The following is a 17,118-nucleotide window of genomic DNA, read 5'->3' as shown; positions in this document are numbered from 1 at the left end:
CGGCCGACGTGCTCGCGCATGTCGATCGCGTCATCGCGGATCCGCGGATCAAAGTGAAAGCCGTCGCGCCGCCGACGGAGGCCTCGCGTGAGTCGACAATCGCGGGCGAGGGATTTCAGACGCTCGCGCGCACGTCGCGGCAAATCTTTCCTGACGCTGTCGTCGCGCCCGGCTTGGTGCTCGGCGCAACGGACAGCCGCTTCTTCGAGCGCATCGCGGACGATGTTTATCGCTTCATGCCGATCCGTATCCATGCGCAGGATGTGGTGCGTTTTCACGGCATCGACGAGCGTATCTCGGTCGAAGGGCACGCTGACGGCGTGCGGTTCTATCGCCAACTTCTCCTGAATATCCGCTGAGGTCTCATGGCTGCGACATCGAACGAAGTGACCGCGAATGGCATTCGTATTCACTATCTGCGCGCGGGGCCGCGCGGCGGGACGCCATTGATCCTGCTGCACGGCTGGCCGGAATTCTCGCATGTCTGGCACAAAGTCATCACGCGCCTCGAAGATCGCTACGACCTCATCGCGCCCGATCTGCGTGGTTTCGGCAAATCCGAGAAGCCTGACAAAGGGCCGTCGCGCGATGTCGGCGCCGACGTCCACGCGCAAGACGTTCATGCGCTGATGGATGCCCTCAGTATTCCGAAAGCCGGTCTCGTCGGTCACGATGTCGGCTCCTACGTGATGCAGTCTCTTGCGCGGGCGCATCCGGATCGTCTCACCGGCTTGCTGTTCTTCAACTGCCCGACACCGGCGATCGGCAAGCGCTGGATCGAGCCCGGTCATCTCAAGGAGATCTGGTATCAATCCTTCCACCAGAAGGATTTTGCCGCGCAACTCGTCGGCTCATCGCGCGAGACGTGCCGGACATACTTCGCGCACTTCCTCTCGCATTGGTCGAAGGACCCGCACACGTTCGACAATGAGCTGGAAACCTGGGTCGACAATTTTCTCCAGCCCGGCAATCTGCAAGGCGGCTTCAACTTCTATCTGTCCGCCAACGCTAAACGGCTTGCCGCGATGCGCGGCGAGACGGGGCCGGCCGAGAAGATCAAGACGCGGACACGCGTCGTCTGGGGGCGGCACGATCCGGTTCTTAAATCCGAGTGGTCGGACTGTCTCGGCGAAACCTTCACGGACTTCACGTTGAATTTCGCCGAGAACTCCGCACACTTCGTGCATTACGAAGAGCCGGATTTGGCGACGCGGGAGATCGCTGGGTTCTTCAAGTAGCCGTCATTGCGAGAAGCCGCAGCGCGAAGCGCAGAGCGGCGACGAAGCAATCCAGTTCTTAAAGGAAAAGGCTGGATTGCTTCGTCGCGTTGCTCCTCGCAATGACGAAGTAGTCAATGCTCCGGGCGGCTCGACTTCCAAAGTCCAAGCAAACGCGCACGGAACGCTTTCGGCGTCTCGACGAACAAGCGCTCCGCCATCTTCGCGGACGTCTCGACATGCGCGGCTTTGCGCGCCGTGATCACAGGTGCGAGAACCGCGCGCCAGCGAGAAAGCGGCTCACCCGGTGCCGTCAGTTTAGCCAGCACCGTGATGTCTTGATGCGCGCCGAGAACCTCGCGCAAGCGCTGCGTCTCTTTCGCCCAAAGTTTCGAGTATCGCGGCCACAGCGGCTGGATCAGCGGCATCTGGTAGCGCTGCACGACGACGCGCGAGCGCAACTCGTGCAACGGTTCGTCCTCGATCGTTTTCCAATCGTCCGGGATGAGTTTGCGCGCGCTGCGGTACGATGCCGTGAGGCCGTCCGCGATGTCACTGAAGGCGGCCTCGTCGAGCTGCCATTTCGTTACGGCGCGGCTGCTCTCTTCCACATGCGCGCGCATCTTGCTGCGCATCTCGGTCGTCAGCGCAACACTCTCGGCTTCGCTGCGCATCTTGCCGAGACGCTCACGCAAGGTCGCCAACGTGCGCGGCGAGATGGAGCCCTCGATACGGGCCAGGTCATTCAGCGCATCGAGCGCCGCGTGGGCGTCGCGTGCTTCAGCCAGCTCGCGCGCAAGGTCGCGGGCCGCATGGCGGAGCCATTCGGCATCCGAGCCGACGATCTTCGGCATCAGGCGCAGGAAAGCGCGCCACCGTTTCATTGCTTTGCGGAAGTCATGCACCACGACGGCGTCGGCCGAATCCCGGCGGGTCAAAGCCTTGTCGGCCTCGTCGAGAATATCGCGAGCGAAGGCGCGGATGCCCTCGCTCATCGACCGGTCGGCGCGTAATCCCAATTTCGCCATGCGGCGGCTAAAGCCTTATGTAACAGAACGATGACGGGACGTTCTGGTAGACTGTCCTGTCACAATCAACACTCGGCGGCCGTCCGCTCATGCAAGCGTCATCCGTTTGACGGGGCCGCCTCAAGCCCGATACAGCTAACGCCATGAAGAGCTTGCACGATCCGGTCGCCTTGGCGCGCGACCTCATCCGCTTCCCGTCCGTGACTCCGCAGGAGGCGGGTGCCCTGGCGTTCCTCGCAGGCAGGCTGCAGGCGGCCGGGTTCTCGGTCCATCGCGAGACGTTCTCGGAGGCGGGGACGCCGGATGTCGAGAATCTCTACGCGCGGATCGGCGATTCCGGTCCACACTTGGTCTTCGCGGGCCATACGGATGTTGTGCCGCCCGGCGACGAAGCGGCTTGGACGCACCGGCCGTTCGAGGCCGCGCTAGCCAACGATCAAGTTTACGGGCGCGGCGCCGTCGATATGAAAGGCGCGATCGCGAGCTTCGTCGCGGCGGTGCTCGATCATCTGTCGGAGAATGGCGGCAAGCCGCGCGGTTCGATTTCGTTTCTCATCACGGGCGACGAAGAAGGTCCGGGCGTCAACGGCACCAAGAAGCTTCTCGAGTGGGCGAAGGCGCGCAGCGAAACGTTCGACCACTGCGTCCTCGGCGAGCCGACCAATCCGGAAAAAGTCGGCGACATGATCAAGATCGGCCGGCGCGGTTCGCTGTCGGGCACGCTGACTGTTTCGGGCAAGCAGGGACACGTTGCTTATCCGCATCTCGCCGACAATCCGATCCGCTATCTCGTGCGCATCATGTCCGAGATGATGGCGGAGACGCTCGATCTTGGTACCGAGCATTTTGACGCGTCCAATCTCGAATTCACGTCTGTCGATGTCGGTAACCGCGCGACGAATGTGATCCCGGGCGAAGCGAGTGCGCGATTCAATATCCGCTTCAACGACCGGCACACGTTGAAGTCGCTCAAGGAGTGGATCGAGACGCGCGCGACGCAAGCGGCGCGCGGCGACGTCGTGTGCCGCGTCGACTATGCGCAGGGCAACTCCGAATCCTTCATCACGCAGCCGGGCGAATTCGTGAACATCATCATCGATGCGATCCGCGATGTGACGGGCCGCGCGCCGGCGCTGTCGACGTCGGGTGGCACGTCGGATGCGCGCTTCATCAAGAACTATTGCCCGGTGATCGAGTTCGGCCTCGTCGGCCAGACGATGCATCAGGTCGACGAGCGTGTACCGACCGCCGATCTCATCACGCTGACGGCCGTGTATCGCCGCATTCTCGATCGCTATTTCGGTGACGGCGCTGAGCGCTAGCGCTTTCGCTTTGTCTTGAGCAGCGCGATCAACTGCTTGTTGAACTCGCCGGACGCTTCGAACTGCACCCAGTGGCCCGCGTCGATGCGGACGATCTCGGCGGCGGGATCGAACGAGCGCAGCAGTTCCGCACGCGCGTCGATGTAGCCGCCTTCTTCCGGCGCGGTTGCGTCGTGAATGCCCCACATGCCGCTGATCGGCGCGACGACGCCGGCAAGCGCGCGTCGCGCGGTGTCGGTGAGGGAGATCGCGCGCGAGTTGATGCGCGTCTTCGCCGTGTTGGTCGACTGCAGATAGAGCGCGAGCGGGCCGATGTTGCGCTTGTCGTGCAGCATCAGGATGCCGAGATTCTTCCGATGCGCTTCGAGGCGATCGACGACGTCGTCCATCCTCTTCCAGTTCGCCATCATTTCAAGTTTGGGGCGCGGCAGGCCGAGCCCGCCGCTGCCGATGATGACGAGACGCTCGACCTGGTCGCCGCATTGCTCCGCGACGTTGCAGCCGATGGCGCCGCCGAACGAAAAGCCGACGATGGAGAATTTCGCATCGCCGAGGATTTGGCGGATGCCCGCGGCGATGATTTTCGCCATCCCTTCCGGTGAGTGGGGTCGGGGGAGGTCGGCGGAATCCGCATAGCCCGGCATGTCGGCCGCGATGACGGTGAATTCCTTGGCGAGCGGCAGGATGTTGCGCACCCAATGCGACCACGCGCCGTGGCCGCCGTGCAGCAGCAGGACCGGCGGGCCCGAGCCCCAGCGGCGGAACACCATCGTGCCGTCGCCGCACGGCGTCTCGATCCGTTCGGCTCTGGCGGCGATCGCGCCGACATAGGCGGCGGCGGTGATTTCGGGTGCTCCGGCAACGGGTTCGGTCAAGTCAGGTCTCGGCTCTCGCGGTTTGGGTTGTGCTAGCCTATGTATGGGGCGAACGCTACGGATTGGAACGCATGACCGATACACTTTCGCTCGTCGACCGCGCCGGCCTCGATCGCTCGGCGATCGACCGCATTCTGCATGACGGGCTGACCGGCGCCGACGATGGCGAACTTTTCCTGGAATATCGGCAGTCCGAAGCGCTGGTGTTCGACAACGGGCGCTTGAAGCAGGCGACCTATGACACCGCGCAAGGTTTCGGTCTGCGCGCCGTGAAGGGCGAGGCCGTCGGTTACGCGCATGCTTCGGATGTCTCGGAAGCCGCATTGCGCCGCGCGGCCGAGGCGGTGCGCGCGGTGCAGAGCGGATATTCCGGCACTTATGCGGAGTCGCCGCCGCGGACCAACGTACGGCTTTACGGCGAGGAGAACCCGCTGCTCGAGCCGGCTTTCGACGTCAAAGTGAAATTGCTGCAGGAGATCGACGCCTACGTTCGCGCGAAGGACCCGCGCGTCAAGCAAGCGTCGATCAGCTTCGGCGCGTCCTGGCAGGCGGTCGAGATCGTCCGTCCGGATGGATCGACGTACCGCGATGTGCGCCCGATGGTGCGCGTGAATGTGTCTGTCGTGGCCGGCGCGGGTGATCGGCAGGAATCCGGTAGCCAGGGCTATGGCGGACGCGAAGGCTTTGCGCGCTTCCTCGCGACCGATGCGTGGCGGACGGCTGCGGACGACGCAGTGCGTCAGGCGTTGGTGAATTTGGAATCCGTATCGGCTCCGGCCGGTGAAATGGATGTCGTGCTCGGGCCAGGCTGGCCCGGCGTGATGCTGCACGAAGCCGTCGGCCATGGTCTCGAGGGCGACTTCAATCGCAAGAAAACCTCGGCGTTCGCGGGGCTGATGGGGCAGCAGGTCGCCGCCAAGGGCGTGACCGTGGTTGACGACGGCACGATCCAGAGCCGACGTGGCTCGCTGTCGATCGACGACGAGGGCACGCCGACCAACCGCACGGTGCTGATCGAAGACGGCATTCTGGTCGGCTATATGCAGGACCGGCAAAATGCGCGCTTGATGGGCATGAAGCCGACCGGCAACGGCCGGCGCGAAAGCCACGCCCACGTGCCGATGCCGCGCATGACGAACACCTACATGCTCGCCGGCACACGCGACCCGGGCGAAATCCTGGCGTCGGTCAACAAGGGCATTTACTGCGCGAGTTTCGGCGGTGGGCAGGTGGACATCACGTCCGGCAAATACGTGTTCCAGTGCACCGAGGCGTATCTGATCGAGAACGGCAAGCTCGGCGCGCCCGTGAAGGGCGCCATGCTGATCGGCAACGGCCCGACCGACCTCAATCGGATCAGCATGATCGGCAACGACCTTGCGCTCGACCATGGTATCGGGACATGCGGCAAGAACGGCCAGGGCGTGCCGGTCGGCGTTGGCCAACCGACACTGCGCATGGATCAGATCACTGTCGGCGGCACCGGCTGACGCCTAGGGCGTCTCCTCCTTCACCAGCGAGATGCGTTTGTGCGGCATGCGCCGCGTCGTGTCGATCGGCTCGCCCGCGAGCTCAGGCACAAGGCTCGACTGCGTGATGATCGGAAGCGAGCGTTGGTCGGCATCTGCCTCGCCCGAGTTCGGCTCGAACTGAACCTTCAAATTTCCGTCGCGATGCGTCATGTGGATCGCGGTCGTGTGACCTGCCGCTTGGAGGACGCGCGCGGCTTCGATCGCGATGTCGAGCGCTTCGTCGAGCGTTGCGTAAGGACCATCAGCACCGTTCTGTGAGACGACCGCCCATCGCTCACGATCCGGCACGATGTTCAAATCAAAATGCTCCATCAGCCTCACCGATCTTATTGTTTTTGAATCGCGCCCCACGATCGCGTGCAGTAGGCATCCACAGGAGTTAGCAAAAGTTTGCGCCGATCGAAGAATCCACAGCTTCGTTGCGTCAAACGCACGCGGGCTATGCGCAAGAAAATGTCATCGCGATTCTTCGGCGAATGAAATGTTTCACTCGCGCTAAAAGCCGATCGCGAGTGTCCCGCGTTGACGCAAGTCGGATGCGCCAGCGAAGCCTTTCGGCAACACGACGATCGAACTCGCGGATCCCGTGGTGTTGCCGACTCGGATTCGATGTCCGCGCGACTGCAGTAACGCAAGCGTGTCAGGTGAGAATCCGCGCTCCGCGAATACTTCGTCCGGCGCCCATTGGTGATGAAGTCTCGGTGCCTGCACGGCTTCCGCGATATTCATGCCGTGATCGATCGTGTTGAGGATGACCTGCAGCACCGTCGTGATGATGCGGCTGCCGCCCGGCGAGCCCGTGACCAGGAAAACCTTGCCATCTTTCGTGACGATCGTCGGACTCATCGACGACAGCGGCCGCTTGTTGGGGCCAGGCGCATTCGCATCGCCGCCCACGAGGCCATACGCATTCGGCACACCGGCTTTCGCGGCAAAGTCGTCGAGCTCGTTGTTGAGAATGATCCCGGTTTGGTCGGCGACGAGGCCGAGGCCGTAGCTGAAATTCAGCGTGTACGTATTGGCGACAGCGTTTCCGTCCTTGTCGACGACCGAATAGTGCGTGGTCTGATCGCTTTCGTAAGGCGCGGGGTTGCCGGGCTTTATCTCTTGCGCAGGGCGCGCGCGTTCCGGGTTGATCGATGCACGAAGCGTCTCGGCGTATTTCTTCGACGTCAGACCGCGCACCGGGACTTTGACGAAATCAGGGTCGCCGAGAAATTCCGCGCGGTCGGCGTAAGCGAGCTTCATCGCCTCGATCATCAGATGCAGCGTCGCGGCCGAGCCTGCGCCGCCGGCTTTAAGATCGAAGCCTTCGAGAAGATTGAGGATTTGGATGACGTGAATTCCGCCGGACGACGGCGGCGGCATCGATGCGATGTCGTAGCCGCGATACGTGCCGCGAACCACAGGGCGCTCGACCGCGCGATATTTCGCGAGATCCTCTTCCGTCATGATCCCGCCAGCGGCGCGAACGGCTGCAACGATGCGTGCCGCAGTTTGTCCGGTGTAAAACGCGCCAGCGCCGCCGCGCGCGATCGTGGTCAAAGTCTCGGCGAGATCGGTCTGCACCAAAGTGTCGCCGGCGCCAAAATCCGATCCGTCGGGTTTCAGAAAAATCTTAGCGGTCGATGGCCACGGTGCGAGGCGATAGCGCGCACGCGGCAACGAGTCGGCGAGGTCCTCTTCGACCGGAATGCCCTCGCGCGCGAGGCGGATGGCGGGCGCGATCAGCTCCGCCAGCGTCAGCTGGCCTGACCCATATTTCGCGTGTGCGTAAGTGAGGCCCGCGACGGTGCCGGGAACGCCAACGGACAGTCCGGTGTCGCGCGATTTACGCGGATCGGCATTGCCCTCAGCATCGAGGAACATCTCGCGCGTTGCGGCGGCCGGCGCGGTCTCGCGATAGTCTATCGCGATCGTTTCGTTTTTCGCCGCGAGATGAACGAGCATGAAGCCGCCGCCGCCGAGATTTCCGGCTTGCGGCAACGTGACGGCGAGTGCGAAGCCGACCGCGACGGCGGCATCGACCGCGTTGCCGCCACGCTTCAAAATCTCCATGCCGATGCGGCTCGCGCGCGCCTCTTGGCTCGACACCATGCCGTTCTGCGCGATGACTGGGAGAATGCGCGAACCGGCGGAAGGGATCGGAGCGGGTGCTTGCGCGATCGCGTGATGCGACGCGACTGTCGCCGCGAACGCGATAGCAATCGCCGCAATCTTTAGCACTCTCACCATCCTGCTCCTCCGCCTTGTCAGGTCATCATATGACTATTTGACGATGCCTCGACACATGGCTAGCGTCCCGCCGAATACATAATAACGCCTTCGGAGGATCGTTCGATGTTGACGCGCCGTTTCGTGCTGGGACTTTTGGCTGCATGCGCGGTGGGCGCGCTGAGCCCGGCGCAGGCCCAGACCTTCACCAAGCAAGTCACGATCATCGTGCCTTATGCGCCAGGCGGAACTTCCGACGTGCTGGCGCGCCTGATGGCGCCGAAACTCTCGGCTGCTATCGGTCAGCCTGTCATCGTCGAGAACAAGCCGAGCTCTTCGGGTAACGTCGGCGCGGATTATGTGGCGCGCGCTGCCGGCGACGGCCATACGCTGCTCATTACGGACGCCGGAACTTTGGCCTCGACGCCGAACCTTTTCAAAAAATTGTCATTCAACGTGCAGACGGATCTCGTGCCGGTCACGATGGTGAGCTTCTCGCCGTACGTTTTCGCGGTGCATCCCTCAGTGCCCGCATCGACGTTCGAAGAGCTCATCGCGTACGACAAGGCGAACCCAGGCAAGCTCAACGTCGGCACCTCGGGCGTCGGTTCGGTGCAGCATCTCACCGCGATCGTGTTCTCCAAGAAATACGGCATCAAATGGGGCATCGTGCCGTATCGCGGCGGCGCCGCTGCCGTGCGCGCGGTCGTCTCCAACGAGAGCAACGTGATCTTCAACGGCGCGATCGCGACGCAGCCGTTCGTCGTGCAGAACCAGCTGAAGGGGCTCGCGGTGTCGGGCGAGAAACGCCTGCAGGCGTTGCCGAATCTGCCGAGCTTCAAGGAGCTGAACACGCCCGTGACCGACACGGGATCGTGGCAGGCGATCTACGCCTCGAAAGGCACGCCGCCGGCTGTCGCCAAGAAACTCAGCGAAGAGTTCGGCAAGATTCTCGCAGCGCCGGATGTCACGGCGAAAATTGCCGAACTCGGCAGCGAGTCGCGCGCCGGCACGCCGGAAGACTTGAGCAAGTGGATGACGAAATCGATCGCCGAGTGGGGCGAAGTGGTGAAGTCCGAGAATATCTCGCTGGACTGATTTTCGGTAACTGACATGACGCGGATCAATGCGCCGGACCTCGCGTTCTGGCTGTTCCTTATCGCGGTCGGCGCATTCTCCTACTGGCTAGCGAGCGATCTCGCGGTCGGCTCGACGACGCATATGGGCCCGGGCTACGTGCCGCGCGGGCTCGCGATCATCATCATGCTGTTCGGCGCGGTGATGAGCGTCCGAGCGTTGTTCGCCGGCGGCGCGCCGTTTCCGACCGTGGTGATCAGGCCGTTGATCTTCGTCGGCGCATCGGTCGCGATCTTCGCGCTGTTGCTGCCGATCGCGGGCCTCGCGCTCACCAGCGTCGCGGTGGTGCTGTGCGCCGGCGCCGCATCGCATGACGTGAAGTTCCGCGAGAATATCCTGCTGGCGCTCGGCCTCTCGGCTTTCGCGGTGGCGCTGTTCATTCTTGCGCTGGGTCTGCCGCTCTCGATCTGGCCGCCGCGCTGATGGATCTCATCTCAAATCTTGCGACGGGCTTCGCGGTCGCACTGACGCCGATGAATCTCGGCTTCTGTCTGCTCGGCGCGTTGATCGGGACGCTGGTCGGTGTTTTGCCCGGCATCGCGCCGATCACGACGATCGCGATCCTGCTGCCGTTCACCTTCTCGCTGCCGCCGGCGTCGGCGCTCATCATGCTGTCCGGCATCTTCTACGGCGCGCAGTATGGCGGTTCGACTACGGCGATCCTGGTCAATCTACCGGGCGAGTCATCGTCGATCGTCACGACACTCGACGGGCATCAGATGGCGAAGCAGGGCCGCGCCGGTCCTGCGCTCGCGATTGCGGCTATCGCGTCTTTCGTTGCCGGTACGATCGCGACCGTGATCATCGCGACCGCCAGCGGGCCGATGAGCTGGCTCGCGTTGAAGTTTACGGCGGCCGAATACTTCTCGCTGATGCTGCTCGGGCTTACGGGTTCGGTGGTGCTTGCGGCCGGCTCGCCGGCGAAAGCCGTCGCGATGGTGCTGCTCGGGCTCCTGTTCGGGCTCGTCGGCATCGACGTGAATACCGGCCTGCCGCGCATGACGATGGGCTATGGCGAACTCGGCGACGGCATCGGCTTCGTGCCGGTGGCGATCGGGCTGTTCGGTATCGCCGAACTTGCCGTCACGCTCGGCAAGCCGCAGGACCGCAGCCTGCTGTCGTTCAGCCTCAAGAATTTGTGGCCGAGCTGGGCCGAAATCCGCCAGACGACGCCCGCGATGCTGCGCGGAACGATCATCGGTTCGGTCCTCGGCGTCCTGCCGGGCGGTGGCGCCGCGTTGTCGTCCTTCGCGGCCTATGCGGTGGAAAAGAAGATCGCGAAAGACCCGAAGCGCTTTGGGCGCGGAGCCATCGAAGGCGTCGCGGCGCCGGAGGCCGCCAATAACGCGGGCGCACAGACGAGTTTCATCCCGCTGCTCACGCTCGGTATTCCGGGCAATGCGATCATGGCGTTGATGGTCGGCGCGATGATGATCCAGGGCATCCAACCCGGGCCGCAGGTGATGACGGCGCAGCCTCAGCTCTTCTGGGGCGTCATCGCCTCGATGTGGCTCGGCAACCTGATGCTGATCGTGCTGAACCTGCCGATGATCTGGCTTTGGGTTTCTCTGCTGCGCGTGCCTTACCGGCTGATGTTTCCGGCGATCGTGCTGTTCTGCTGTATCGGCACTTATTCGATCGGCAACACGGTGTTCGACATCTGGCTGATGCTGATCTTCGCGGCGGCCGGCGTGTTCTTCATCAAGGTCGGTGCGGAGCCTGCGCCGTTCATCCTCGGCTTCATTCTCGGGCCATTGATGGAGGAGAATTTCCGCCGCGCCATGAACCTCTCGCGCGGCGATCCGATGATTTTCGTGCAGCGCCCGATCAGTGCGTTCCTGCTGGTGCTGTGTCTTGCGCTGTTCGTGATCCTGGTGCTGCCCGCCGTCCGCAAGAAACGCGAGGAAGTTTTCCAGGAAGAGTGAAGCGGACTAACGCGCAACAGCCCCGCCGGCTCCATCCAAATTTTCCGAGCAGGGTTGCGTTTTACGCGCGCGACAGCATGACGCGGCCGCGACATTACTCATTCGATAAAGAAATCGAATTGGGAGGATGCCGTGGATTTGGAGACGCAAACGATCAAGAAAGTCATGTGGCGGGTAGTGCCGTTCCTGATCCTCTGTTACTTCGTCGCTTACCTCGATCGCGTCAATGTCGGCTTTGCCAAGCTGCAGATGAACGAGGCGCTGGGCCTCAGCGAGACCGCTTACGCGCTCGGCGCCGGTCTCTTCTTCATCGCCTATTTCTTCTTCGAAGTGCCGTCGAACCTGCTGCTCGAGCGCTTCGGTGCGCGGCTTTGGATCGCGCGCATCATGTTCTCGTGGGGCATCGTCTCGGGCGCTTTCGCCTATATCGAGCCGATCGCGCGCTGGACCGGGTTCTCCAATCAAACCGTGTTCTACACGCTCCGATTCATCCTAGGCATCTGCGAGGCGGGGTTCTTCCCCGGCATCATTTTCTATCTGACGCTGTGGTTTCCCTCGATGTATCGAGCACGCGTCGTGTCGCTGTTCATGCTGGCGATCCCGCTGTCCTCGATCATCGGCTCACCGATCTCCGGCGCGCTGCTGAGCCTTTCGGGCGGCGGGCATGACGGCTGGCAGTGGCTGTTCCTCCTCGAAGCAATCCCGTCGCTCATCGTCGCGGTGGGCGTCATCTTCTATCTGACGGATCGTCCGCGCGACGCCAAGTGGCTCAGCGCCGAAGAGATCAAGTGGCTCGACGACCGGCTCGAGGCCGAACGCAAAGCGAAGCAGGAAGCGGGGCACGGCCATCTCGGCGTGTTCAAAGCGATGACGGACTACCGCGTTTTGCTCTGCGCGCTCATGTATTTCTGCCTGAACGCCGCGTCCTACGGTGTCGCGTTCTTCCTGCCGACGATCGTGAAGAGCTTCGGCTACACCAACTTCCAGACCGGGCTTCTGGCGGCTCTGCCGTTCTGTTTCGGCGCGGTCGGGATGGTGCTGCTCAGCCGCAATTCGGACCGCACCTTGCTGCGGCGCGAGCATGTCGCCTTCGCGTTGGTCCTAGCGGCCGTCGGCGTCGGTGGCGCCGGACTCGTCAGCGCGCCCGTGCTGGTGCTGGGACTGTTGTGCCTCGGCCAAATCGGCGTCTCGGCTATGCCGCCGCTGTTCTGGCCGATCCCGAACACGTTCCTGCATGGCACCAGCGCGGCCGCCGGCATCGCGGCGATCAACTCGATCGGCAATCTCTCGGGCTTCGCCGGACCATACGTGATGGGCTACCTCAAGGATCAGACCGGCAGCTTTACGGCCGGGCTTCTGGTGCTGGCGGGCTGCGCGCTCGTCGGCGGCCTGGCCGCCATGTCGATGCGGGTCGATCCAAAGCTGGAGACGACGGCGGATACGGGACTCACCGCCAAGGCGGCTTGAGGTCTTCCCGGCAGGGGTTGACCCTGCGGGCCATCGTGCAAGAAAGGTGTGCGGGTCGCCGAAGAGCGGCCCGCGCGCATGATGGGAGCCGAGATGCCGATCGACAAAATGCTGGGCCTGCGCCGGCCGCGCCTCGAACGTGTCACGGTCGAGAAGCTGCAGGTGGCGACGCCGGACGGGCTCACCATCGCGGCCTACGCGTGGGGCAATCCGCAGGGCCGTGAGATCGTCTTCATGCACGGCTATTCGCAGTGTTACCTGTCGTGGCGGCGGCAGATCGAGGACCTCGATCTCGCGGACGAATTCCGGATGGTTGCGTATGATCTCCGCGGTCACGGCGGATCGAGCCAGCCGGTCGATCGTGAGCTCTACAAGCATGACAAAGTCTGGGCCGACGATCTGAAGGCCGTCATCGATGCTGCCGGGATGAAGAAGCCGGTGCTGGTTGCGTGGTCATATGCGGGCCGCATCGTCGCGGACTACGTGAAGGCCTACGGGCAAGACGGCATCGCGGGTGTGAACTACGTCGCGGCGTCGACCAAGGCGGACCGCAAATTCATGGGCCCCGGCATCAAATACGTGATCGAGATGGCGTCCGACGACATTGCGACCAGCGTTCGCGCTGCGCGCATGTTCGTGCACGCCTGTTTCGCCGGCCGCCCAGCGGGCGAAGAGATGGATACGACGCTCGGCTACACGCAGCTTGTCCCGGCGAAAATCCGCAGCGCGATGATGGAGCGCACGCGCGATACCGGCGATGTGTTGCCGCAGCTGAAAGTCCCGGTTCTTGCCAGCCACGGCTCGATGGATCGCATCTTCCTTGCCGCAGCCAGCCGCCATGTCGCCGAAGTTACGCCGGGCGCAAAATTGTCGATCTACGATGGCGTCGGACACACGCCGTTCTTCGAGGACCCGAATCGGTTCAATCGCGAGCTGGCAGAGTTCGTCCGAGCGACGTGAACGGTAGCCGGCTCGCTCTTTCCAGAACCATTCCAAGCTGGCATCCTCCGTTTAAAATAACGGAGAAACGCCATGCTGATGTCCGCTGCGGACTATCGCGACTCGTTGCGCCGCTTCAAGCCGCGCGTCTTCGTCAACGGCGAGCGGATCGACAGCGTCGCGGATGCACCGCAGCTTTCGCCCGGCATCAACGCGATCGGCGTCTCCTACGACTTCGCGTTGAAGAGCGAGCATCTGCCGTTGATGACGGCGCGTCAGCGCACGTCCGGCAAAACCGTCAACCGGATGCTGCACATCAACGATACGTCGACGGATCTGCTCTATAAGCTCGAGGCCGTGCGGCTGATGTGCCGCGAAAGCGGCTGCGCGCAGCGTTACCTCGCGCACGACGCGCTGAACGCGATCTTCCAAGCGACGACGCGTATCGATGCCAACCACGGCACCGACTATCACGCGCGCTTCCTCAACTATCTGCATCGCGTGCAGGAGGAAGACCTGACACTCGGCATCGCGATGACGGACGCGAAGGGCGACCGCTCGCGCAAGCCCGGTGCGCAGGATAATCCGGACGTCTACGTTCACATCAAGGAACGCCGTAAGGACGGCATCGTCATTCGCGGCACGAAAGCGATCGTGACTTCGGCACCGTATGTGCACGAATTCCTCGTCATGCCGTGCCGCACGATGACGCCGGACGACAAAGATTTTGCGGTGTGCTGCGCGGTGCCGGTCGACGCCGAAGGTGTCACCATCGCGGCGCGGCCGGCGGGACGGCCTGGCGAGTCCGCCGCAAAATTCTCGGCGCGCTACGGGCAATCGACCGGCGTGGTCATGTTCGATGACGTGTTCGTGCCGTGGGACAATGTGTTCCTCGCGAGCGAGTGCGAAGAGGGCGGATACCTCACGACGAGCTACGCGACGCATCATCGCCACTCGTGCATCGGCGCGCGTGCGGGGTTCGGCGATCTCCTCATCGGCACCGGCGCGCTGATGATCGAGGCGAACGGCCTCGACACGGATCGTCACGCGCATGTGCGCGATGCGATGGTCGAGCTCATCAAGATCGTCGAGGGCTTCTTCGCCTGCGGCGTCGCGGCCTCGGTCTACGGCATAAAGGACGAGTCGGCGACGATGATGCCGGACGCCGTCTTCTCCAATATCGGCAAGTTGCTGCTGGCGACGCAGATCTACGACATGCATCGCTTGGCGCACTACGTTTCCGGCGGTCTCATCGTCGCGCTGCCGGGTCCGGACGAGGATCACAATCCGGAGACGGCGGCATCTTTGTCTGCCGTGCTGGCAGGACGCCCCGACATCCCGTCATCGCAACGCATGGAAGTCGCGCGGCTGATGGAAGACCTCACGGCGTCGCATCAGGGGTCTTGGTATTCGCTGATCTCGCTGCATGGCGGTGGTTCGCCCGAAGCGATGAAGCGCGAGATCTGGCGCAACTATCCGGTCGGCGAGAAGCGCGAGCTGGTCGAGCAATTGCTCGATCGCGGCGTGCTGGCGGATGGCCAGCGTGTGTCGAAACAGCCGGGACGCTGTTGCGTCACCGGCTGCGAGGTTCCAGAATTGCCGGGTGCGAAAGAGGCGGCGGAGTAGCTAGAAATTCCGTCCTCATCCTGAGGAGCCGATGTCGGCGAAGCCGACGGCGGCGTCTCGAAGGACGAGGACGGCCCGGGGCCTGCATCCTTCGAGACGCACGGCTGCGCCGTGCTCCTCAGGATGAGGGTGTCTCTACGACCTTCCCGCCTCATCGAAGAACGCCTGCACGGCTTCGAACAGCTTCAGCCGGTTTTTCTCCATGATGATCGTGTGCGTGCCTTCGGCCAGCATGACGAGGCGCTTGCCGGGCGAGTTCGTCAGTAACGGGAACAGCGTTTGCGCCATGTAGGGCGGTGTGTCGCGATCCCATTCGGCGAGGATCAACAGCGTCGGCGCCGTGATCTTCGACGGATCGAAGTAAGCCTTACCGGCGCCGGTGAATTCGAGACCATCCTGAACGACGCCGTTCGGCGCGCGGAGAGTCGTGCCGCCCCCCTTCGGATCGGTCGCCCACGTTGCGGTCGCCCATTGGTCGAACCAGCCGGCCGGAATGAGATCAGCCTTCTTGTCTTCCGGAACGCCGGTCATCCAGCGGTCGAGCGCCTGGTCTTTGCGGACAGTGCGATAAGCCGGTGTCGGACCTGCGCCCGCCTGAACGAGTGACGGCGTGGTGCGGATCCACGCCGGTGCGAACAGCGCGAGGCGTTCCACCTTGGCTTGGTTCTGCGACGCGTAGGTCGCCATCAGCGTCGTGCCCCAGGACCAGCCGAGTAGGTTGGTGCGCTGAATGTTGCGGCGCTTGAGCACGAAATCGACGACGGAGCCGATGTCCTTCACGGCCGTGTCACCGCGCGCGATCGGCGGATTCTTCGTCGCCTCTTCGTCCATCTCCTTCGGCCGCGTCGATTTTCCGTAGCCGCGAATGTCGAGCAGGTAGACGTCGTAACCCCGCGACGCGATGTAATCCATCCACGACATGCCGCCAAGCGGCAGATCGAATGCCGTGTGCGCCGGATAGGTCGCGCCGTGCACGAAAACGATCGTGCGTTCCGGGCGGAACGTCGTCATGTCGGCCGGGCGCTTGTTGCGGACGTAGAGCTCGATGCCGGCGTCGGTAGACGGCACCATCATCTCTTCAGTGACGAGCTTTGTGGTCTGCGCCGATGCCGTGCCGGCGAATGCCAGCGCGGCAAGGCTGAGTGCGATCGCAGTTAGTCTCATCATTTCCTCCTGCTCTTGTTTTTATTTTGGTCAGGGTAGAGACGAGTTACCTCGCTTGCGCGTGATAGACCTCGTTTGGTCGCATGTCGGTTGCGGCGGCGACGCGGTTCGACATGTTGTAAAAAGCGGTGGTCGCGCTGATGTCCCAGATATCGCGATCCGAGAAGCCGACCTTGCGCAGCGCGTCGCGATCTTCGTCTTCGATCTTCCACGGCTCTGCGGTCAGCTTGACGGCGAAGTCGAGCATCTGACGCTGACGCTTGGAGAGGCGCGCGGCGCGATAGTTCATCACCATCTGCTCGCCGAGCTTCGGATCGCCCGCGAGCGCGCGGACGGCTGCACCATGCGCGACGAGGCAGTAATAGCACTTGTTATGCGACGAAACCGCGACGGCGATCATCTCGCGCTCGAGCTTCGAAAGGCCGGACGGCGCCAGCATCAAGTCGTTGTACATCGCCGAGAAGGCTTCGAGCTTCGGCATGTCGAAGGCGTAGGCCGCAAGCACATTCGGGACGAAGCCGAGCTTCTCCTCGCACTTGGCAAAGTAGGGCGCCATAGCGGGCGACAGCGGTGCAGGCGGGAGATCCAGTGCGATCGCGGGGAAGTCGTCGGGTTGTTTGTTCGCTGCTGGGACAACCTTCAAGGGTTTCGACTGCGCTTTGGCGCTCGGCT

16 protein-coding genes (1 of these 16 cut by a window edge) are annotated in these 17,118 nt (G+C 63.1%); 10 read left to right on the top strand and 6 right to left on the bottom strand.

Features of this window, described 5'->3' with window-relative positions:
• On the top strand, nucleotides 1-359 hold the final stretch of the coding sequence (locus tag GJW30_RS03365) for a M20 family peptidase (RefSeq protein ID WP_157746680.1). It extends 1,147 nt beyond the left edge of the window; only the last 359 of its 1,506 coding nucleotides appear in the window; the start codon falls outside the window, past its left edge; it ends in the stop codon at nucleotides 357-359.
• Nucleotides 360-365: 6 nt separating this feature from the next.
• Nucleotides 366-1,238: an alpha/beta fold hydrolase gene (locus GJW30_RS03360; RefSeq protein ID WP_096351633.1), complete on the top strand. Its 873-nt coding sequence runs from the start codon at nucleotides 366-368 to the stop codon at nucleotides 1,236-1,238.
• Between the two features lie 113 nt (nucleotides 1,239-1,351).
• Here GJW30_RS03360 and GJW30_RS03355 read toward each other — a convergent pair whose 3' ends face one another.
• Entirely contained in the window at nucleotides 1,352-2,212 is an 861-nt protein-coding gene (locus tag GJW30_RS03355) for a CHAD domain-containing protein (RefSeq protein ID WP_157746679.1), read from the bottom strand.
• 185 nt (nucleotides 2,213-2,397) lie between these two features.
• On the opposite strand from GJW30_RS03355, the gene dapE reads away from it, so the two are divergent.
• On the top strand, nucleotides 2,398-3,567 hold the full coding sequence (gene dapE, locus GJW30_RS03350; RefSeq protein ID WP_165391636.1) for a succinyl-diaminopimelate desuccinylase: 1,170 nt from the start codon (nucleotides 2,398-2,400) through the stop codon (nucleotides 3,565-3,567).
• Here the strand turns inward: dapE and GJW30_RS03345 are convergent.
• Nucleotides 3,564-4,442 (bottom strand): alpha/beta fold hydrolase, encoded by an 879-nt coding sequence (locus tag GJW30_RS03345; protein ID WP_096351626.1) that lies wholly within the window; start codon nucleotides 4,440-4,442, stop codon nucleotides 3,564-3,566. The two genes, dapE and GJW30_RS03345, sit on opposite strands and share 4 nt — an antisense overlap.
• Before the next feature lie 71 nt (nucleotides 4,443-4,513).
• Here GJW30_RS03345 and tldD point away from each other — a divergent pair, with 71 nt between their 5' ends.
• Nucleotides 4,514-5,932 (top strand): metalloprotease TldD, encoded by a 1,419-nt coding sequence (gene tldD / locus GJW30_RS03340; RefSeq protein ID WP_096351623.1) that lies wholly within the window; start codon nucleotides 4,514-4,516, stop codon nucleotides 5,930-5,932.
• A gap of 3 nt (nucleotides 5,933-5,935) precedes the next feature.
• On the opposite strand, the gene GJW30_RS03335 is transcribed toward tldD, so the two are convergent.
• Both GJW30_RS03335 and ggt read right to left on the bottom strand, forming a co-directional pair.
• Entirely contained in the window at nucleotides 5,936-6,286 is a 351-nt protein-coding gene (locus GJW30_RS03335; RefSeq protein WP_096351620.1) for a hypothetical protein, read from the bottom strand.
• Between the two features lie 183 nt (nucleotides 6,287-6,469).
• On the bottom strand, nucleotides 6,470-8,209 hold the full coding sequence (ggt, locus tag GJW30_RS03330) for a gamma-glutamyltransferase (protein WP_096351617.1): 1,740 nt from the start codon (nucleotides 8,207-8,209) through the stop codon (nucleotides 6,470-6,472).
• Nucleotides 8,210-8,314: 105 nt separating this feature from the next.
• Between ggt and GJW30_RS03325 the strand changes: the two genes are divergently transcribed.
• The 6 genes from GJW30_RS03325 (at nucleotide 8,315) to GJW30_RS03300 (ending at nucleotide 15,282) form a co-directional block, all read left to right on the top strand.
• Nucleotides 8,315-9,286 carry a Bug family tripartite tricarboxylate transporter substrate binding protein gene (locus GJW30_RS03325; protein WP_096351614.1) on the top strand — a complete coding sequence of 324 codons (972 nt, stop codon included), beginning with the start codon at nucleotides 8,315-8,317 and terminating at the stop codon, nucleotides 9,284-9,286.
• A 15-nt stretch (nucleotides 9,287-9,301) separates the two neighbouring features.
• The gene (locus GJW30_RS03320) at nucleotides 9,302-9,748 is read left to right on the top strand and encodes a tripartite tricarboxylate transporter TctB family protein (protein WP_096351611.1); all 447 of its coding nucleotides are present in this window, start codon (nucleotides 9,302-9,304) and stop codon (nucleotides 9,746-9,748) included.
• Nucleotides 9,748-11,250: a tripartite tricarboxylate transporter permease gene (locus GJW30_RS03315; protein ID WP_096351608.1), complete on the top strand. Its 1,503-nt coding sequence runs from the start codon at nucleotides 9,748-9,750 to the stop codon at nucleotides 11,248-11,250. The genes GJW30_RS03320 and GJW30_RS03315 overlap by 1 nt, the downstream gene beginning before the upstream one ends.
• 165 nt (nucleotides 11,251-11,415) lie before the next feature.
• The gene (locus tag GJW30_RS03310) at nucleotides 11,416-12,717 is read left to right on the top strand and encodes an MFS transporter (protein WP_096358633.1); all 1,302 of its coding nucleotides are present in this window, start codon (nucleotides 11,416-11,418) and stop codon (nucleotides 12,715-12,717) included.
• A 93-nt stretch (nucleotides 12,718-12,810) separates the two neighbouring features.
• Complete coding sequence (locus GJW30_RS03305) at nucleotides 12,811-13,677, top strand: alpha/beta fold hydrolase (RefSeq protein WP_157746678.1); 867 nt, start codon at nucleotides 12,811-12,813, stop codon at nucleotides 13,675-13,677.
• Between the two features lie 72 nt (nucleotides 13,678-13,749).
• A complete protein-coding gene (locus GJW30_RS03300) occupies nucleotides 13,750-15,282 on the top strand; it encodes a 4-hydroxyphenylacetate 3-hydroxylase family protein (RefSeq protein WP_096351602.1) in 1,533 nt (510 codons plus the stop codon).
• A 135-nt stretch (nucleotides 15,283-15,417) separates the two neighbouring features.
• Here the strand turns inward: GJW30_RS03300 and GJW30_RS03295 are convergent, their stop codons facing one another.
• A complete protein-coding gene (locus GJW30_RS03295; RefSeq protein ID WP_245408640.1) occupies nucleotides 15,418-16,449 on the bottom strand; it encodes an alpha/beta hydrolase in 1,032 nt (343 codons plus the stop codon).
• A 43-nt stretch (nucleotides 16,450-16,492) separates the two neighbouring features.
• Nucleotides 16,493-17,002, bottom strand: a complete 510-nt coding sequence (locus GJW30_RS03290) for a peroxidase-related enzyme (RefSeq protein ID WP_245408774.1) — start codon at nucleotides 17,000-17,002, stop codon at nucleotides 16,493-16,495.
• Between the last annotated feature and the right edge of the window lie 116 nt (nucleotides 17,003-17,118).

The organism is Variibacter gotjawalensis, assembly GCF_002355335.1.
Taxonomy (GTDB): Bacteria; Pseudomonadota; Alphaproteobacteria; order Rhizobiales; family Xanthobacteraceae; genus Variibacter; species Variibacter gotjawalensis.
The sequence above is the reverse complement of the archived record's forward strand: the minus strand, read 5'-3'. Positions and strand labels throughout refer to the sequence as shown.